This is a genomic window from Neorhodopirellula pilleata (assembly GCF_007859915.1).
Taxonomy (GTDB): domain Bacteria; phylum Planctomycetota; class Planctomycetia; order Pirellulales; family Pirellulaceae; genus Rhodopirellula; species Rhodopirellula pilleata.
Genome location: NZ_SJPM01000002.1, coordinates 699,317 through 718,076, shown reverse-complemented (window position 1 = coordinate 718,076; position 18,760 = coordinate 699,317). Strand labels below are relative to the sequence as shown.

General features: G+C 56.9%; 14 protein-coding genes. 10 read left to right on the top strand and 4 right to left on the bottom strand.

Annotation, left to right across the window (positions count from 1 at the left end):
* Window positions 1–38 precede the first annotated feature (38 nt).
* Window positions 39–1,367, bottom strand: coding sequence for a homoserine dehydrogenase (locus Pla100_RS07770; RefSeq protein ID WP_146577083.1), 1,329 nt, complete (start codon window positions 1,365–1,367; stop codon window positions 39–41).
* A gap of 226 nt (window positions 1,368–1,593) precedes the next feature.
* Between Pla100_RS07770 and Pla100_RS07765 the strand changes: the two genes are divergently transcribed.
* Window positions 1,594–2,370: an RDD family protein gene (locus Pla100_RS07765; RefSeq protein WP_231602819.1), complete on the top strand. Its 777-nt coding sequence runs from the start codon at window positions 1,594–1,596 to the stop codon at window positions 2,368–2,370.
* A 414-nt stretch (window positions 2,371–2,784) separates the two neighbouring features.
* On the opposite strand, the gene Pla100_RS07760 is transcribed toward Pla100_RS07765, so the two are convergent.
* On the bottom strand, window positions 2,785–3,555 hold the full coding sequence (locus Pla100_RS07760) for a gamma-glutamyl-gamma-aminobutyrate hydrolase family protein (RefSeq protein WP_146577081.1): 771 nt from the start codon (window positions 3,553–3,555) through the stop codon (window positions 2,785–2,787).
* A gap of 119 nt (window positions 3,556–3,674) precedes the next feature.
* On the opposite strand from Pla100_RS07760, the gene Pla100_RS31515 reads away from it, so the two are divergent.
* From Pla100_RS31515 to ccsA, 3 genes are all read left to right on the top strand, one after another.
* Complete coding sequence (locus Pla100_RS31515; RefSeq protein WP_231602818.1) at window positions 3,675–3,821, top strand: hypothetical protein; 147 nt, start codon at window positions 3,675–3,677, stop codon at window positions 3,819–3,821.
* 679 nt (window positions 3,822–4,500) lie between these two features.
* Window positions 4,501–5,790: a hypothetical protein gene (locus tag Pla100_RS07750; RefSeq protein WP_231602817.1), complete on the top strand. Its 1,290-nt coding sequence runs from the start codon at window positions 4,501–4,503 to the stop codon at window positions 5,788–5,790.
* 79 nt (window positions 5,791–5,869) lie between these two features.
* Window positions 5,870–9,541 (top strand): cytochrome c biogenesis protein CcsA, encoded by a 3,672-nt coding sequence (gene ccsA / locus Pla100_RS07745; protein WP_146577080.1) that lies wholly within the window; start codon window positions 5,870–5,872, stop codon window positions 9,539–9,541.
* A gap of 174 nt (window positions 9,542–9,715) precedes the next feature.
* Here ccsA and Pla100_RS07740 read toward each other — a convergent pair whose 3' ends face one another.
* Window positions 9,716–10,990, bottom strand: coding sequence for an HD-GYP domain-containing protein (locus tag Pla100_RS07740; protein ID WP_231602816.1), 1,275 nt, complete (start codon window positions 10,988–10,990; stop codon window positions 9,716–9,718).
* Window positions 10,991–11,179: 189 nt separating this feature from the next.
* Here Pla100_RS07740 and lhgO point away from each other — a divergent pair, with 189 nt between their 5' ends.
* On the top strand, window positions 11,180–12,475 hold the full coding sequence (gene lhgO, locus Pla100_RS07735) for an L-2-hydroxyglutarate oxidase (protein WP_146577078.1): 1,296 nt from the start codon (window positions 11,180–11,182) through the stop codon (window positions 12,473–12,475).
* A 102-nt stretch (window positions 12,476–12,577) separates the two neighbouring features.
* Here lhgO and Pla100_RS07730 read toward each other — a convergent pair whose 3' ends face one another.
* The gene (locus Pla100_RS07730) at window positions 12,578–13,258 is read right to left on the bottom strand and encodes an HAD family hydrolase (protein ID WP_146577077.1); all 681 of its coding nucleotides are present in this window, start codon (window positions 13,256–13,258) and stop codon (window positions 12,578–12,580) included.
* 52 nt (window positions 13,259–13,310) lie between these two features.
* On the opposite strand from Pla100_RS07730, the gene ubiE reads away from it, so the two are divergent.
* The 5 genes from ubiE to Pla100_RS07705 all read left to right on the top strand — a co-directional run bounded on the left by ubiE (window position 13,311) and on the right by Pla100_RS07705 (window position 18,737).
* Window positions 13,311–14,381 (top strand): bifunctional demethylmenaquinone methyltransferase/2-methoxy-6-polyprenyl-1,4-benzoquinol methylase UbiE, encoded by a 1,071-nt coding sequence (gene ubiE, locus Pla100_RS07725; RefSeq protein ID WP_231602815.1) that lies wholly within the window; start codon window positions 13,311–13,313, stop codon window positions 14,379–14,381.
* Window positions 14,378–15,091, top strand: a complete 714-nt coding sequence (locus tag Pla100_RS07720) for a UbiX family flavin prenyltransferase (protein WP_146577076.1) — start codon at window positions 14,378–14,380, stop codon at window positions 15,089–15,091. The genes ubiE and Pla100_RS07720 overlap by 4 nt, the downstream gene beginning before the upstream one ends.
* Window positions 15,052–16,002, top strand: a complete 951-nt coding sequence (locus Pla100_RS07715) for a UbiA-like polyprenyltransferase (protein ID WP_231602814.1) — start codon at window positions 15,052–15,054, stop codon at window positions 16,000–16,002. The genes Pla100_RS07720 and Pla100_RS07715 overlap by 40 nt, the downstream gene beginning before the upstream one ends.
* A 360-nt stretch (window positions 16,003–16,362) precedes the next feature.
* Complete coding sequence (gene mqnE / locus Pla100_RS07710; RefSeq protein ID WP_146577075.1) at window positions 16,363–17,529, top strand: aminofutalosine synthase MqnE; 1,167 nt, start codon at window positions 16,363–16,365, stop codon at window positions 17,527–17,529.
* 149 nt (window positions 17,530–17,678) lie between these two features.
* Window positions 17,679–18,737, top strand: a complete 1,059-nt coding sequence (locus Pla100_RS07705) for a DUF1559 family PulG-like putative transporter (protein WP_390620581.1) — start codon at window positions 17,679–17,681, stop codon at window positions 18,735–18,737.
* Window positions 18,738–18,760 lie beyond the last annotated feature (23 nt).

The following is an 18,760-nucleotide window of genomic DNA, read 5'->3' as shown; positions in this document are numbered from 1 at the left end:
AACAACGATTCTCCTCGCGGCCATCATCCTCTCTGCCATCACCCACGCACCGGCATCCGGACGACATCGCCGTCGACGACGTCCAAGCCTTCGATCGCTTCGACCGCCAATCGGGCCGCGCCTTCGCTTGCTTCATGCGTCATGATCACCAAGGGCACCGTCGGGATGCCGCCGTCGTTCTGGTTCTCGCAGGCGACGTCTTCGTGCTGGATCACCGACGAGATCGAGATCGCGTGTTGGGCGAGTACGCCTGTGATGGCCGCCAGCGTGCCCGGATGATTGGCAACACGTAATCGGAAGTAATATCGCCCCCGCAGTTTGGCGACGTCGCGCTGGACTGCTCGGGCCGGTCGGTCTTCGGAAAAGTACTCGAGGGTTTGGAACGTAATCGGAGTGCGGCCGACGGCCATGTCGATCACATCGGCGACCACCGCCGACGCGGTCGGCATTTGGCCTGCGCCCAAACCGTGATAGAACACCGGCCCGACCGCATCGCCGACGACACGGATCGCGTTGTACGCGTCACGAACTTCCGCCATCGGCGTGCCTTTGCGGACCAGGGTCGGGCCGACGGAAAGTTCCAGTTCGCCGTCTTCGAGCCGAGCCGTCGCGAGCAATTTGATTCGATAGCCGAGCCGACCGGCGAAACCTAAATCGGCCGGGTCGAGCCCGTCGATGCCCGATCGCGGGATGTCACGCCAATCCACCGTCGCGCCGAACGCTAAATGCGACAAGATCGCTAGTTTTTGTGCCGCGTCGGTGCCGTCGACGTCCATCGCCGGATCCGCCTCGGCATACCCGAGCTGTTGAGCCAATTTGACGGTCTCGTCGTAGCCGACGCCCTTTTCGTCCATTTGGGAGACGATGAAGTTGCTCGTCCCGTTGAGGATTCCCTCGAGCGACAAGATCTGATTGGCCGACAAGCACTGGCTCACGTTGGCAATGATCGGAATGCCCCCGGCGACGGCGGCTTCGAACGCGATACTGCGACCGAGTTGGCGGGCCCGCGTGAACAATTCACCGCCGTGTTCGGCGAGCAAGGCCTTATTCGCCGTGACGATGTCCTTGCCCGCTTCCATCGCACGCAACATGACTTCCCGCGCCGGACTCAATCCGCCCATCAACTGAATCACGACGTCGATACTGGGGTCGTCGAGGACTTCATCGATCGAATCGGTCAACACGCCGGCGGGTAAATCGATACCGCGTGGTTTGTTCAAATCACGCACGACGGCTTTGGACAACCAGATCGTTTTGCCTGCGTGCCGAGCCGTCCGGTCGCCATGATCGATCAACAACCGAGCCACCCCGGCACCCACGGTGCCCATGCCAATGATTGCGACGTTGGTTCGGTTGGATGTAGACATGAATCGTAAGGATTGAGATGTGGAGAATGATCGGTGGCGAGAGTTTAGTTGGTCGACCGCATTTGTGGGACCCGTGAGTGCGAGGCATGCTCGTCAGCTTGTTAATTTGCAACTTCTTTCCAACCGTGGAGAGCTTCAGCTAAACTACGGTTCGTCTTCACTTGATCATCCCATTTTCGACGGGCTTCCTTTCGTGCAACTTAAATGTCCCGGATGTTCACGCGCGTTGAAGATCCCTGATTCCGCAGCGGGAAAAGTCGTCAAATGTCCCTGCGGCAAACAGCTCCGAGTTCCCGGCGGGCAGCCTCAGGGGGCCGGCCAGCGACCCACGGCCGCTCCAGCCACATCTGCCCCGCGGCCGGCGGCCGCATCCGCTAGCGGTCCCGCTTCGGCAGGAGCCGGGTTTGGCGGTTTCGATGCAGGGATGTTTGACGAACTCACCGAGTCCGACATGCGGCCGGTCAATGTCCCACGGGCCGCCAACGCTCTGGCACCCCAGACAAGCGCGGCAACCAATCCCTACGCGTCCCCGGCGTCATCTGGAGCAGGAAACACGGCGGCCGGCGGTTACTCTGGAAAACCCAACGCCTCCCAAAACCAACGATTGATCAACTTCTTTCTCGATAACATCATGCTACAGCTCGGATCAGTCGCCATGGGAGTTGTGGTTGGGCTGGTGTGGGTCGTTGGTAGCGGCGAGGGAGAACAGCAGGATCTATCCCAGCAAATGAACTTCGCGATGGTGACCAACGCGATCGGTTCCGTCATGTTTTTGCTTTACTACGCCGGAATGGAATTTATTTTTGGTGCCACACCGGCCAAGTTCCTGACCGGAACACGCGTGGTTTCGAACGACGGTGGAAAGGCCGGCTTCGGCAAAATCCTCGGCCGAACGTTTTGCCGCTTGATTCCTTTTGATGCTTTTTCGTTCTGTTTCGGCGACACCACGACCGGATGGCACGATACTCTTTCTGGCACGCGGGTTGTTGATATCAACCGGTAACGATTGATTGGCCATCGGGCACACTCGTCCTTGGAAGGTTGGCTCGGAATGAGCCGATTCTTTCCACCGCGACGGGGCGCGCAAAAAGAAACCGGGATGCCTTTCTGAAAAGGCATCCCGGTTTCGCTGTCAGCCGTGACATTTATCGTTCGTTGCGGGATCGATTCGGATTGCTCGCATCCGTGCATTTCATCGACGTGGAAATCCTTCCCACGTCCTCGGTCATTTCGTACGAACCGAATCACAAAAGATAGGCATCCGTGCCTGGCAAAGGTCGGTCCATCGACCCGATGTGATTCGTTTCGGCATGAAAGTCGGCAGGTCGGGACCTGCTTTCCGAGTTCAATTACCGATCAATCTGCGACGTAACGTTCTCTCCATAGCAAAAGACGAGAATTGAAAAGGATCGCGTTCTCAGGCGACCAATTGAAAATCGCTCGTGTCGGTTTGGTCGCCGTGATCGAGTCGGTCACGAACGGCGTCGACGAATTCTTCGAAAATACGGATGTCCAGTGCGGAGGCGGCTTCAGATTCCGGATGGAATTGGGTGCCGATCGCGAACCAGTCGATCATTTCGCTCTCGATCGCCTCGATCACTCCGTCGGGGCAACGTGCGGTCACGCGGAAACCGGGGGCGACTTCGTCGATCGCCATGTGGTGGCGGCTGGTCACTCGGATTTCGCCGTCGCCATAAACGCGTCCGACCAGCGAGTCGCTGACCACGTCGAGGGTATGACGATGGTTGGTGTCTTGGACGTCGTAATGCGGGACCGCCGAAGGGAGGTCTTCTTTGATGTGCAAGAAAAGATTGCCGCCCTGTTGGACGTTGATCAGTTGCATTCCGGTTCCGATCCCGAACACGGGCATCCGACGTTCGGCGATTTCGGCCATCAACATCCGGTCGCTTGCTTCACGTCCGGGATCGAGCGGACGGACGCTCGGATGCAGCATGAACCCATCGTTTCGCGGGTCCAAATCGGCTCCGCCGATAAACAGGAAGCCATCGACGGCATCCAAAACACGGTGAGCCGAAGGCTCATCCACTTGAGGCGGCACTAGGATCGGAACGCCTCCAGCCTTGATGATGGATTTGTAGTATCCTTCGGCAATGTAGGCAAATGCGGGGGTCGTCCGGGCGGCGGCGCGGAAATCAGCATTCAAGCCAATCAGGGGCTTGCACGGCATCTGAAGGTCCTCTTCGATTCGAGCAAAAAATTGGACCGTCGGCAAAAAACCTGAGTCGATCAGGATGATTCAGAGGGAACGTGGAATGGGATTCAAAAAAAGCATCCGAGGCGGCCGTCATGGCTCCATCGCCCGAGTTGTTTTTGATTCACTCCGATCACGCTGCCAATCCCGCCAAAATCGGGGGCGTGGTGATCCGATCCGAACTGGTTCTCTTTCGCTTCGGGGGTGGAGTCGGGCAGCGTGGCGACGTTCGACACGTGTGACGGGCGGAAAGTTAGATGGGCCGCCACACCCAATCCAGCGCAATCGACATATTGAGAATTTACGGCGAAGATTCGCTACAGGTAGTGCTAGCAAACGCAAGGATTGCTAGCAAAAGACCGCTGGTTTGAACGATTTGAGCCCATTTTGAGGGCTCGCCAAACAGGATGCAGGTCGATCGGCCGCGTCAACGTGCCGTAGGACGGGAAAGCAACCACGAAATGAATCGCGGAAACTTTCTCAAGATGCATTCGAAGCCATTCCAGTGTCACATTGCAGCGTCATTGCACAAAATGATTGCTTATGACCCATGCCGCCTCTTTCTCACACCGCTGCCCATCGGTGCCAGAAATCAATTCTTCGTGAGAACAATCGGTCAAGATGTCGCGTTGAAACCCTAAGGAACGTTAAGCTACAGTCCTGAGATACCGCTCGCATCGCCCGCCTTACCGTTCCTCACCCGCCTCACTGTTCTTCCGCCCGCCTGACCGATCTAGCATCCTGCCTTTGTCCCGCTGTCCCGCCTTCCCTTTTGCCCCGTTCATGTCTTTTATGCCGACCATCCGTTTACGTACACCGCTGCTCGATTCGACCGGGCACGTGCCAAGGGGGCGCTCGGTTCGTGGCCTTTTGATCGAGAGCATAAGGCGCAAGCGGTCTGTTGATTTAGTCGTATACCGAATGACAACCATTAGCCGATGGGCGTTAGCCCCGGTTGGCGTCCGGTTAACCGCCGCTAACGCGGTACGGCTAATTCAATCAACAGCCCGCATGCGTCGTGCGTTCGGTCTTTTTTTGCTGGTGGTTGTCGGGTTGCTTGGTGGAGGTTGTTCGTCCGAAGCTCCCATCGTTACTTACCAAATTCCCACGACGGTGCCCGCCGCGTTGGCCACCGAGGACACGCGGATGCTCGCCGCGATCGTCCCCCAAGAATCGCAGGCTTGGTTCTTTAAGGTGATGGGAAGGCAGTCGGCAGTCGATTCGATCAGCGAAGCGTTTCGCAGCTTCGTTGAGAACGTGAAATTCGAAGACGGCGTCCCGGTGTTGGAGAATTTGCCCGACGGTTGGCGTCGTGGCGCCGATCGGGCGATGCGATTCGCTTCGATCGATATCGATACTCCGACGCAACAACTCGACGTCAGCGTCTCGCAATTGGGCCGGATGGACGATTGGGAGAAATTGGTCGCGATGAATATCAACCGTTGGCGCGGCCAAGTTGGACTCAAAGAAAGCGAGGAGAAGTGGGCGGGTGCCACGGTTTTCCAAACGCAAGTGCAAATCGACGACACACCCGCAGTGTGGTTGGACGTCACCGGTCGGCCGGACTCGTCAGCGGCGCCGATGGGCGGCCCGATGGCGGCTATGATGAGCGGGGCTGGGCCGATGAGCGGGGCTGGGCCGATGGCTTCGGCCGCATCCGGGGCGGGCAACGACGATCCCCACGCGGGTTTGCCACGCGAAGCACGGGAGGCGATCGCTTCAGGCGAATTGAAAGCACCGGGATCGAAAGCACCAGCGAAAACTCAAGACGAACCACCGAAATTAAAGTTCGACCGTCCCGAAGGTTGGCGTGATGGCCGGATGAGTATGATGCGATTAGCGGCGTTCAATGTCGGCCCGGAAGATCAAACCGCCGAGGTCACTGTGATCACCGCCGGCGGCGATCTGCGAGGCAACGTCGCCCGATGGATGGGCCAGATTCGACAATCCGCTGTCCCGGACGAAGAGGTCGATGCGATGCTCGAAAATGCAGAAAAACTAAAAGTTGACGGACGCGATGCGCAGCGGTTCTTGTTACTGCCGGACTCCGAGGAAACGACCGACGAATCGAAGGCCCCAACGGCGATTGATGCGACAATCGTCCCGATGCAGGAGGGTTTCAGTATGTTCATCAAGATGACCGGTCCGGTTGAAATCGTCCAAGCTCAACGCGAACAAATGAGAACGTTCTTGGAATCCTTGCGTTTGTAACCATAGACGACCTGTTCCAGTTTGGGCCGTTAATCAAAGACGCTCCTTCACTATCACTTCCATTTTCCCACGTCCTAACATGGCCACCGTCACCGACGATTTCCCGACCGATGCTCGCAGCGGTCAAACCGATTGGGCCTCGGCCGTCTCTGCCCAAGGCATCATGAGTGCTTTGGGTTCGCTCAAGATGACCGTGGTGCTGTTCGCGCTCTCGTTGATCTTGGTCCTTGTCGGCACGCTCGCTCAAGACGAACTGAACATGCAGGAGGTCAAGTCACGCTATTTCATGACTTGGGTCGCGATGATGCACATCGACGACTTTTTCCCGCAGGCATTCTTGCGTCACGACAAACCCATCCCGGGCATCATTCCGTTTCCCGGTGGCGCGATGATCGGGATGTTGTTGATGATCAATTTGGTCGCCGCCAAGATCACCCGATTCCGATTGCAAGCATCGGGGACGAAACTGGTCGCAGGTTTGGCTTTCTTGGCTACGGGCATCGGCATCGCCGGTTTGGTCGTGATGCTCGGACACAATGACGACGGTCTGCAAGGCACACCGCCGATCTCTTACGATCGGTTGTGGGCGATTATCTTGGCGGCGCTTTCGATCAGTGCGGTCGGCTTAGTTCTGGCGGCGACGACGGCCAAAACGCAAGTTTTCCGATGGTTGGGAATGGCGTCGGCGGCATTGCTTGCTCTGTATGTGATTTATTCGCTTTCGACCGGCGTGCGGATCGGTGATCCTGGTTTGCGGATCGTCTGGCAATTGGCCAAGGGCCTCGGTGCCGGGCTGGTGATGTTGATCGGTTGCCAATTGGCGTTCGGCAAACAAGGCGGCAACGTGTTATTGCACCTGGGCGTGGGCTTGTTGATGGTCGGACAGTTTGCTTTTGGCGACCGTCAGATGGAACAACGCCTGAGTCTCGTCGAAGGCGAATCGACAAACACGTTCGTCAACTTGGACGAAGTCGAATTGCAAGTGATTCGCACCGAGGACGACGTCCAGCACGTCACCGCGATTCCCGCATCGAGATTGGTCGCGTCGGCCGAGAACGATACCCTGATCACCGACCCGAGACTTCCTTTCAAGGTCAAGACGCTCGAGTACTTTGATAACTCGAACCTGAAAGACCCGACCGACTCGAACGTGGCAACGAAGGGCATCGGGCTGAGCGCCGCTGCGGTTCAGATCAAGAAGTCCGGCGGGGCGGCGATGGAGATCAACTTGCCATCGGCTTACGTCGAATTGTTAGATGCCAAGAACGATGAATCGTTAGGTGTTTTCTTGGTCAGCCAACAGGTCAATGACCGCGAGATGTTGATGCCCGACGGACGAACCAAGGATGTTCTCGATTCGGTCACGATCGCGGGCGATGACGGCGAAGAGCAAACATACGAGTTCGGCCTGCGTCTGCATCGTGAGGTCAAGCCCTACTGGGTGCAGCTCGACGACGTGCGACGGGTCAACTACAGCGGCTCGGACACGCCGCGCGACTACTCTTCGTTTATCCGGATCATCGATACTGAAACCGGCGATGATCGCAAAGAACGCGTTTGGATGAACAACCCGTTGCGATATCGTGGCGAAACGTTTTATCAGTCCAACTACACGGCGCTGCCGGGTGGCAAAGAACTCACTGGCATTCAAGTCGTTCGCAATTCAGGCTGGTTGATCCCGTACGTCGCGTGCAGCATCACCGGCCTAGGAATGCTCGTACACTTCTGGGGGACATTGACACGTTTCATCTCCCGACGTCGACGCGAGACCGCCAATGGTCTGGTTGGCGGCCATGATCCCTTCGACGCATCCGATGCCAATGCCGAAGGTGCGACGGTCGACGCCGCCTCGAAGCATCGTCGTCAGTCGTTACCGGTCGTGTTGTGGATCACCGCGGTTGCGGCGTTGGTCGTTTACTGTTTGTTGCCCGTGACCGCGATTCAAAACATGCGTCGACCGAGCGAACGCGACGCCACGTTTGACTATGCCGCCGCCGGTCGCATTCCCGTTCAAGTCGGCGGACGGGTAATGCCCTTGGATGCCTACGCCCGCCAGACGCTCAAGGCGATGACGAACAAGGATTCGCTGCCGATCGAACAAGCCCCCACCAAAATCCGCGAGCGTGTCGACTCTAAGAAAATGACCGCAGTTCAGTGGTTGATGGAAGTGGCCATCGACAGTAACGACATCCGACGTTTACCTATGTTTCGGATCGACGCCGAAGCGATCCGGTCCGAATTGGATTTGGAACGACGCGAAAGCAAACTGTACTCGTTGCAAGAGATCGGGGAGAACCTCGATCGCTTCACGGAACTGGTTAAGGAAGCTCGCGGCAAAGACACCAAGAACCAGGACTTCAAAGACAAAAAACTGATCGAGTTGGACATGCGGACGCGGCAGTACACGCTCGCCGCCGCTGCGTTCCGTTTGCCGATCCCCGATGAGATTCCGGAGAGTTTCTTCCCGGAAGGAACCAGCGAACAAACGCGACAGTTGTTCGCTTTAAGACAACTCGAACAGCGGATGGAAAGCCTATCGCAGATGCAGGCTCCGGCGATCATTCCGCCGCCGACCGAGGAAGCGGTCTCGGACGAAAAACAACCGGTATGGACCGCCTTCGCTCCCGCGTTCTTTGACATGGCCAAGAACGGCTTGGGCGAGTCAGAATCGGCCGCCGGTATCCGGTCGTTTGGCGAGATGATTCGTTCCTACGGCAATGAAGACGCGTTGTCATTCAACGAAGCCGTTGATTCGCATCTGGCGGCAGTGCAGTCTTATCCGATTTCGGGCTACGATCGATTTGCGGTTTCGTTGGAACGTTGGCTCGGTGGTGCCGCACCGACCTCCGTGGCCACGGGATTGTACATTTTGGCGTTCATCCTGGGTTTGATCGCAATGGCGATCGACTCACCACGGATGAATACCGCTGTGTGGGGAACGCTCGCGATCGCGTTCCTAGTGCACACACTGGTAATTGCTTCGCGTGTTTACATCACCGGCCGCGCACCGGTCATCAATTTGTACTCGTCGGCGATCTTCATCGGTTGGGCGGCGGTCTTGTTCGGTCTCGTGGTCGAACGGATCTTCCGTTACGGGACCGGGAATTTGCTCGCCGGATTTGCCGGTTTGTTGACGCTTCGCGTGGCCGATTATTTGACCCTCAACGTGGGTCAGGCTGAAACGATGGGGGTTTTGCAAGCGGTCTTGGATACGCAGTTTTGGTTAACGACGCATGTGATCAGTGTTTCGCTCGGATATGTTGCGACGATGGTTGCGGGGATGCTCGGCATCGTATACCTGATCGCCGGATGGATCAGTGCGAGCGACCGCGCGAAACGCGATCTTTATCGTGTTATCTATGGTGCATCCTGTTTCGGGATCCTGTTCAGCTTCATCGGCACGGTACTCGGTGGCCTTTGGGCCGACGATTCGTGGGGCCGTTTCTGGGGCTGGGATCCAAAGGAAAATGGCGCCTTGTTGATCGTCATCTGGAACGCGTTGATGTTGCATGCCCGTTGGGACGGGATGGTCAAGGCACACGGTTTCGCGTTACTGGCGATCGGTGGAAACATTATCACGGCGTGGAGTTGGTTCGGTACCAATGAATTGGGCATCGGTTTGCACAGCTATGGCTTCACCGAAGGCATGCTCTTCAACCTGGCGGTATTCTTTGGTGTACAAGCTCTGTTCATCGGAGCCGGATTGATATTCCGGGAATCCGATGCAAAGAACATCACGCTCGATAGTTAAGCGAAACACTAGTGGTCTGTCACAGCTAAACATTAGGGTTCGCTGTAGTGGATCTTGTTAAAGATCCGACCGCATTAGGGTTCGCTGTAGTCGATCTTGTTAAAGATCCTTTCAGCATGGGATCTTTAACAAGTTCCACTACGGTCTACACGAAAAACAAGGTGAGCTGGAATACTAGTCGAGCAATAACTCATCCGCCGGACTCCATCGCAACGTTTCCATCGCGTGCTGTGACATGCGTATTTGATTGAACGACGGGTCGACGATCGGTTGGATCATCGCCTCGGTTTGGTTTTGTAAGTCGATCCGTTGTCCGTCGGCGGTTTGCAAGACAGGGTAGGCGTATCCATTGATGGGACGACGAATGACACTGGCGATGAGATCGCCCACACGGACTTGGCTACCGAGAGGGAACAAGGATTCAACTCTCAAGAACGCTTTGACAACATCAGGATCAAACATCCGGTGCCTGGCTTGGTGCAGAATCAGGCCGAGTGCGTCGTGTGGGACGAGTGCTTTTCGGAAACTAGTCCCCAACGTCAATCGCAAGTAGGTATCGCAGACGTTGAGGATGCGAGCGTAAGTGCTGATCCGTTTGCCTTCGATTCCGAATGGATATCCCGAACCGTTGTATTGTTCATGGACCTGTTCGATCGCGGTGAGTACCCCGTGGGGAATGCTGGAGGCTTCCTGCAAACAGGTCACCGACACCGTCGAGTGTTTGCGGTACTCCCAGATTTCGTCGTCATCGAGCGGTCCACGACCTGGCATCGTGAGTTCTGGGTCCATCACAAACAATCCAATGTCATGCAATAAACCCGTTGTACCGATTTCCAGGATCGAGGGCCCGTCGAGTCCCAGTTCGGTTCCCACGGCCATTCCCAAGACGCCTAACTTGACGCTCCGGTCGGTTAACGAAATTGCGGTTTCGGCGGCAACCACGTCGGCTACGGTTTGATCGTGATCGTCGATCATGGCGGTCGCGAACGCACCCGACAAATTGGACAGGGCTTCGACAGTTTGCAGTTTTCGATCCATCAGTTCCAAACCGATTTGCTCGAATTGGTCGCGTGCCAACTTCATGTGCCCGCGCAGAACTTCCCGGCGGGATTGGTTATACGGTTCATGATGACGATCGACGAGGTTGTCCTTCAGCGGCACACCTTTGGGCCACTTCGATGGATGTTCCGCTTGAAAAGCTGACGCGGTCGATTTTTTGGGACGAACGTGCGATTTGCGACGTGCTTCGGCACCTGAATCGTGACGCGAGAGAGCTTCGACATCATCAGCGCGGACCGCCAGTTCCCCGATTTCACGGTCTTTCAAACCTTGAATCAGTTCGGCGGTGATCTTCGTACCTGCCCCCAGAAGGAGCAGGCCGTTGTCGTCCTCAAGAGGAAAACGACAGATGGCACCGACTTGAAGTTCATCAATCGGTAGGGATACCATGTCGCTCTTCCCTCTCGCGGCGGTGGCCACGTTAATCATTCCTTGCCCTAAATGATGGAAAAAGCTGCGACGCGACTCCCCGTTGGTACGGTCGGTCGCTAATGTTTGACCCTAAAAGGTAGGTTCAAAATGAGCACAAGCAAAAAAAAGGTTAGGATTTTTTATAAAACGGTTTCAGGGGGCATCCGCATGATCAGCTCGTCGCAAACATTCCAGTCCCGGAGAGGTGTCATCGGGGGTGGCATCGTTGGGTTGGCGACGGCATTGCATTGGATGCAATCCGAACCAAGCATTCCCGTGGATGTCATCGAAGCCGAACCGGAAATCGCCAGGCATCAAAGCGGGCATAACTCCGGCGTATTGCATTCGGGGATCTACTATCGCCCCCGCAGCGAGAAGGCCATCTTGTGCCGCGAAGGAAAAGCCAAGATGGAATCGTTTTGCAGCGAAAACGGTATCCGCTGGGAAAGATGCGGCAAAGTGATCGTCGCCACTGACCAAAATGAATTGGCTTCCTTGGAAACCATCGCCGAGCGCGGACGCGAGAACGAAGTCGAGTTCGAACGCATTCATACTGATCGTTTGCGACAACTTGAACCGTCCGTTGCCGGGATCGCCGCGATCCATGTCGCCGACACTGGCATCGTCGATTACCGTCAAGTGTGTGCAGTGCTCCGTAACAGAATTGTCAGCGGCGGCGGCAGGCTTCTCCTCAATCGACGGGTGACGCGAATCGATTGTCACGACCGCAATGTACGTTTGGGTTTTGCCGACGGCGCGGATTGGCACGGCGACGAAGTGATCGCATGCGGCGGTTTGCATAGTGACCGGTTATACCAATTGGCGCTGCGAAACTCCGCACCCGGCCAGGACGCTCGACTTGACCACGACATCCGGATCGTGCCTTTTCGAGGTGAGTATTACCAGCTCATCGCTGATCGCCGACACCTTTGCCGCAACTTGATCTATCCGGTTCCCGACCCGCGTTATCCGTTCTTGGGCGTTCACTTCACGCGAATGATCGGTGAGGCCACCGGTGACGCGATCAGTGAAACGGTCGATCCGGTTGAATGCGGCCCCAACGCGGTGCTGGCGATGTCGCGCCACGGTTACACATGGTCCCAAATCAACGGGCGTGACCTGATGGACACGTTGGGCTTTACCGGTTTTCGCCGCTTGGCTTCCCAACACTGGCGAATGGGAATGGGTGAGATACACCGCTCGCTCCGCAAGTCCGTCTTTGTTCGATCGTTGCAGCGACTGATTCCGGCGATCCGCAGTGAAGACCTCATTCCGGCTCGAGCGGGTGTGCGTGCTCAAGCGGTCAGGGCGGACGGAACGATGGTGGACGATTTTCTATTCCGACGAACGCCACGAATGACGCACGTGCTTAACGCACCCAGCCCAGCAGCAACGGCTTCGTTCGCGATCGCCCGCCGCATCCTGGAGGTCCACCGGTCGGTGGGAAGTGAATCGTCAAGTTAATGCTTCCTTCCTATTGGAAGTCTGCTCAGCCGTGACAAAGTTGGCGACGCCTCGTCGTTGAGCGGCACCTTTTCTCTCATCAACGCCCCACGGCGTTCGAGTTCATCCGGCAGCGTCGAAGATCGCGGCTAAGATTTCGTCGGTTTGTGAAAAATCGCTGAACAACCGAGTCGGGTTTTCCCCGCCGAGAGTGTCCAAGGAATATTGGCCGGTAGCAACGGCGATGGTTTTCGCGCCGATCGCTTTGCCGCACCGGATGTCCGCAGGCGTGTCGCCGACGACAACCAATTCTCGAACCTTGGTTCCGTATCGACGCCGAACGATCTCAGCGGTACGACGCGCCAAGTCGTCGCGGTCGATATGCAGGTCGCCGCCGGAGATCCACGAAAACCAACGGCGGAGGTCGAAATGTTCTAGTTTCCGGGTTGCCGTCTCTGGAAAATTCCCGGTCATGATAGCCATGGAGGTGTTGTCGCGGCGGGACATCGCGGTAAGGAGTTGCCGCACCCCCGGTAGGACAATCCCGCCCTGCCGTGTCAGTTCGCCACCTATTAAGCTAACGTACCGCTGACGCAATCGCCCGCAATGTTCGATGCTCGGTTCGACTTGATTGAGTTCTAGAAGCTCGATCGTCAGACTTCGGTCGGTCCGGCCCGCAAACGTGACGCGGGTGTTTGGGTTAGCAACGCCAAATTCCTCCGACAGGGCACGCGAAAGAGCTGACGCGCCGACGCCGTTGGCCGACAAAAGCGTCCCGTCGATATCAAAAAGAAATACTCGCACGTCGTGCCGGTTCTCGTTTGAAAAGTATGATCAGTTCCCCCGTGAGTCTTCCATGAGTGTCCCAGAGCCGAACTCGTCTGCCCACCCCCGTGCGGACGCTCAGGAAGGCGGTCCAGCGCCGCACCCTGACGGAACGTCGAAACAGACTCCGAATCAGGAACTCGACAAGAGTGCGCAGCGGGTCCGCGAAATGTTTCGCCAAATCGCTCCCCGCTATGACACGATGAATCATCTGTTGTCGCTCAACATCGACAAATGGTGGCGAAAGAAAGCTGTTGCCCGATTGAAAGTGCAGGGCGACGATCCGATTCTCGACGTGTGTTGCGGCACGGGCGACTTGGCGATTGCGATCGCGGAATCGGTCGACACCGATGTGCAAGTCATCGGCAGTGATTTCTGCCATGCGATGTTGGAGATTGCTCGCGATAAAGAAGACGCCCGCACGCTCGATGCGCGTGGCGGTTCGGGGCGTAAGACGATCCCGTTCTTCGAAGCCGATTCGATGTCGCTTCCGTTCGCGGAGAATCATTTTCAATGCGTCACCGTCGCATTCGGATTGCGAAACATTGCCGATACCGACGCGGGACTCCGCGAGATGGTTCGCGTATGCCGGCCGGGCGGGCAAGTCATGGTGTTGGAGTTCTCGCAGCCGTGGTTGCCTATCTTGAAACAACTTTACGGATTTTACTTCCGCTACGTGTTGCCCAAGGTCGGCCAGATGCTCGCCCGCAATGACAAATCGGCTTACGAGTACTTGCCTGCGTCGGTCGGCCAGTTTCCCAGTGGCGAGGCGTTGGCACTACGACTCAAAGACGCGGGGCTGACCGATGTAAAATACTACGCGTTGACGCTCGGAGTCGCGACGATCTACTGCGGGAACAAACCGGTCGACGCGGAGACTGGCAAAGAACGAGAAAAATGTGGTGGCGACTTTCAGTCGCCAAGTCCGGATACGTCGCCCGCCCAATCTTCACTTGTTTCCAGGCTCCGGCCTGGGAACACACTGTCTTGGAGGCTCCCGCCTCTCATCCCCGGTTCGGCAGACGGAGCCTGCGGGGCATTGCGTTCCCAGGCGAGAGCCTGGGAACGAGCTTGTGTGCGGTTGCGGGTGGCGACCTCATGAGTGATTTACCACTTGCTGCACCGGGGAAATCGCGTCGCAAGCGAATCGTCGTCGCGATCACCGGTGCCAGCGGCGCGCCGTACGCCGTGCGTTTGTTGCAGGCCCTTCGTAGCAGCGAGGATGTCGAAGTGCATTTAACGCTCAGCCAATCCGGCGTCGCCGTGATCGGTCAAGAACTCGGATTGAAACTCGACGTTCGGCGACCGAATTTAGATGCGCTGTTGACCTGCGTTGCCCCATGGTCAACGGAGAAGCCCTATCGACTCGACAGCCCTTTGGGGTATTCGGGCGACGATCGGTTTTTCTTTCATCAGTTCGATGATTACATGACGCCGATCGCCAGCGGTTCGTTCATGACCGACGCGATGGTGATCTGTCCTTGCAGCGGCAGTACGCTCAGTGGCGTGTCGCGGGCTTCGGCGTCGAACCTGATCGAACGGGCCGCCGAGGTTCACTTGAAGGAACATCGCAAACTCGTTTTGGTGCCCCGCGAAACACCGATGAGCGTTTTACAAATCGAGAACATGCACCGGTTGGCCAGTGCCGGCGCGGTGTTGTTACCTGCCATGCCGGGTTGGTACCACAACGTTACCCGACTGGAGGACTTGGTTGATTTCGTCGTGGCCAGAATCTTAGATCAAATCGGTGTCGAGAACCGAATGATCCAAAGATGGAAAGACGATCCATCGGATTCGGAGACGAACCCGTGAACCGGATCGAACATTGGCTCGGACTGATCCGATTCAGTCACACGATCTTCGCTTTACCGTTCGCGATCCTCGCCGCGTTTTTGGCTTGGTCGACGCCACTGGCGTTCGGCTCGAACGAAACGCCCGCGATTCGCATGTGGGATATTGTCGGGGTGTTGTTGTGCATGGTGTTCGCCCGATCGGCGGCGATGGCGTTCAATCGTTTGGTCGATCATCGCGTCGACGCGGCGAACCCGCGAACGGCGACGCGTCATTTACCCGCCGGCGTGTTGTCGCGTCGCAGTGTGACGGTGTTCACGGCGGCGTGTTGTCTCGGGTTTGTCGCCTCGACATTGTTTTTTCTGCCCAATCGTTTTCCGCTATTCGCCTCCGTCCCTGTACTCGCGTTCCTGTTGGGCTATTCACTGGCGAAACGGTTCACCGCGTCGGCGCACCTTTGGTTGGGGGTCGCGTTGAGTTTGTCGCCGATTTGCGTTTGGGTGGCGATCCGTGGCGGTCAATCGGGCGTGTTCAGTGATTATGTCGAGATTCCGATGCTGCTCGCCGCCGCGATCGCGTTCTGGGTGGCAGGCTTTGACATCCTTTACGCGTGCCAAGATGCCGAGTACGACGCGTCAGCGGGATTGCACAGCGTCCCGGGGCGATTCGGCGTTGCCGGGGCGATGCGAATTGCGGCGGCGTCGCATCTGGTCATGTTGGGATTCCTCGCGGCGCTGGCGGTCTACGGTCGCGCGTCGGGGTTAGGCGGGGTGTTTGCGTCGGCGGTCGGCTTGACAGCCGCCCTGGTCCTCATTCAGCATTGGCTGGTCCGGCCGGACGATCTCAGTCGGGTCAACGCGGCTTTTTTTCAAACCAACGCCGTAATTAGCCTCGTGCTGCTGGCGGCCGGGGTGATTGATTGCTATTTGTGAATCCAGTCATGCTTACGACGGTTAATTCAATGACCCTCGTTCCCAGGCTCCCGCCCGCTTTATCCTACACATCTTTTTGACCCCCACGAGCTCGTCTCGTGGGTGAATCAGGTTGGCAAGCTAGACACCGACGCCCTCCCAACCATCCGCGTTTAACTTGTGCTCGCCGCTTCAAGCGGCGAGCACAAGTTAAACGCGGATGGTTGGGGGAACTGCGGCTTGTGTCTAGCTTGCCAACCTCGGCTTCCTGCCAGACGAGCTGGCAGGGGAGCAATCCATGAGGACTTGTGGGGTATAAAGAGGGCCGGAGCCTGGGAACAAGTACTCAAGTACATACCTTTACACTTTCCAAATACATCCATGATTGCTGCTGAACGAGACGCACGGTTCCGTGAAATTCGCGATAAGGTTGAAGCCGAAGAACGCCTCGACCTGGAGGACGGCTTGTTTTTGTACGAGCCCAATGTGTCGTTGCAGGCGATCGGCGAGTTAGCCAATTGGGTCCGCGAGCGGAAAAACGGCAACGTCGGCTATTACAACATCAACACTCATTTGAATCCGACGAATGTTTGCGTTTATCGTTGTCGATTTTGCGCCTTTCGCAAGGACCTTCGCGACGAGAACGGCTACGCGATGTCCGACGAACAGATCTTGCACCGGGGACGCGAGGCGACCGCTAACGGTTGCACCGAAATGCACATCGTCGGCGGATTGCACCATCAACGTAAATACGAGTGGTATCGCGGGATCATCTCGCTGCTCAAAGAGAATTTCCCACAGATCCATCTGAAGGCTTGGACCGCCGTGGAGATCGATTGGTTTCGGTTCCAAACCAAGAAATCGTTTCGATGGGTTTTGGAGGATATGCGTGAGGCGGGGCAAGGCAGCATGCCCGGCGGCGGAGCGGAGATTTTTCACCCCGAGGTTCGCGATCAACTGTGCGAACACAAGGCCAACACGCCGTCTTGGATCGAGATCCACAAGACGGCCCACGAGATCGGTATGAAAACCAATTGCACGATGCTTTACGGGCACGTCGAAAAGGCTTATCACCGGATCGACCACCTGATGCGATTACGGGAACTGCAGGACAAAACCGGTGGGTTTCAGGTGTTCATTCCGCTCGCGTTTCACCCGGAGAACACCGGCTTGTCGGATTTGAAGAAGCCGTCCGGGTTGATGGACTTGCGGACGATGGCGGTCAGCCGATTGATGCTCGACAACGTGCAACATATCAAGGCGTACTGGATCATGTTGGGCATTGAGACGGCTCAAACGGCGCTCGCCTATGGAGCCGACGACCTGGACGGAACGGTGCGGCATGAATTGATCTATCACGATGCGGGGGCCCAGACGCCAGAGTTTTTATCGGTCGATGAGATTCGGCATTTGATCAGCGAGGCGGGCCGTGATCCGGTCGAACGGGACACGACGTATCACCGCGTGATCCGGGATCCGAACGATTTTACCCAATGGCACTCTGGGGCGAGTGTGGATGTGTCCACTTCAGAAGTCGTCGCTTGCTAGACCTACGTTCGTGTTTTTCACCAAAAACGGCGTGGAAACTGTCCATCGCGTCTAGGATTCTTTCCAAAAAGGAACTGGCCGAATGAGGGATGTTCGGCGAAGATGGGGAGATGATGCGAAACACTCCCGTCCCGCACAGCTCAGTTTTGGTGTCCAAACCTGGTTCATTATCAGGTTGTGGGCTCTCGCGCCGGTGCTCAACAAGTGATTTGCCGAGATGCTTTCATAGTGGCTTCACGATGGTGGAGTTGCTGGTCGTGATTGCGGTGATCGCGATATTGATCGGTTTGTTGTTGCCAGCCGTGCAGGCTGCCCGAGAGGCGGCGCGGCGGGTCCAGTGTTCGAACAATCTGAAACAGATCGGCTTGGCACTTCATAATTATGAGTCGACCTACCGCAAAATCCCTTGGGGTGCCAAAGGCGGCTGGGGGCATAGCTGGACGACGGACATTTTGGCGTTTTTGGAACAGACCGCATTGGCCGACACGATCCCCTACGGCGAACGGGGTGGGGCGACCGGTGGCTTGTTGGAAAGTCAGCGTTTTCGCGAGTTGGCTCGAGCGCCGGTGATGGCGTTTCGATGCCCGTCGCAATACGGGCCGATTGCGATGGCTGAAAGCGTTGATCAAATCACCGGCCGCGTGCTCAATAGTTATTTGGGCAACGGCGGCGGCAACGTCGGCAAGGACGATTACTCCCGCAACCCGCTCGTGAACATCCCCGAAGACGTTGGTTTCGACCAAGGCGATGGGGTTTTCCTTGCGACCGATTTTTGCCACATCACATCGGCAGCGACGCCCTGTGACAACCGGCCCGAACGGCCGAACTTGGCATTTCCGGACATTGTGGATGGACTGAGCAATACCGTCATGGTCGGTGAGACTCGTTTCATCGAGTTCGATGCCTGCGGCACGTGCGATCATTTCATGCTTTACCATCCTCAAATTGATACGGCCCTTGGAGCGCCCAACGGTGCCGACTTCTCCGAGGCATTGGGATCGTTGCAATACCCCTTTAATCTCGACGTCATCGAAGGTGCTGGTTGGGCCGAAATCGAGATCTCGATGGGCAGCTACCACCCCGGCGGTCTGCATCTTTTAATGTGCGACGGCTCGGTGCGATTCGCCAACGAAGCGATCAACGATGACGTTCGTCACAAGATCGGATCCCGCAATGGTCACGAAGTGATCGAGGCGGATGAGTTTTAGAGATTCGTTCAACACACTGCTTT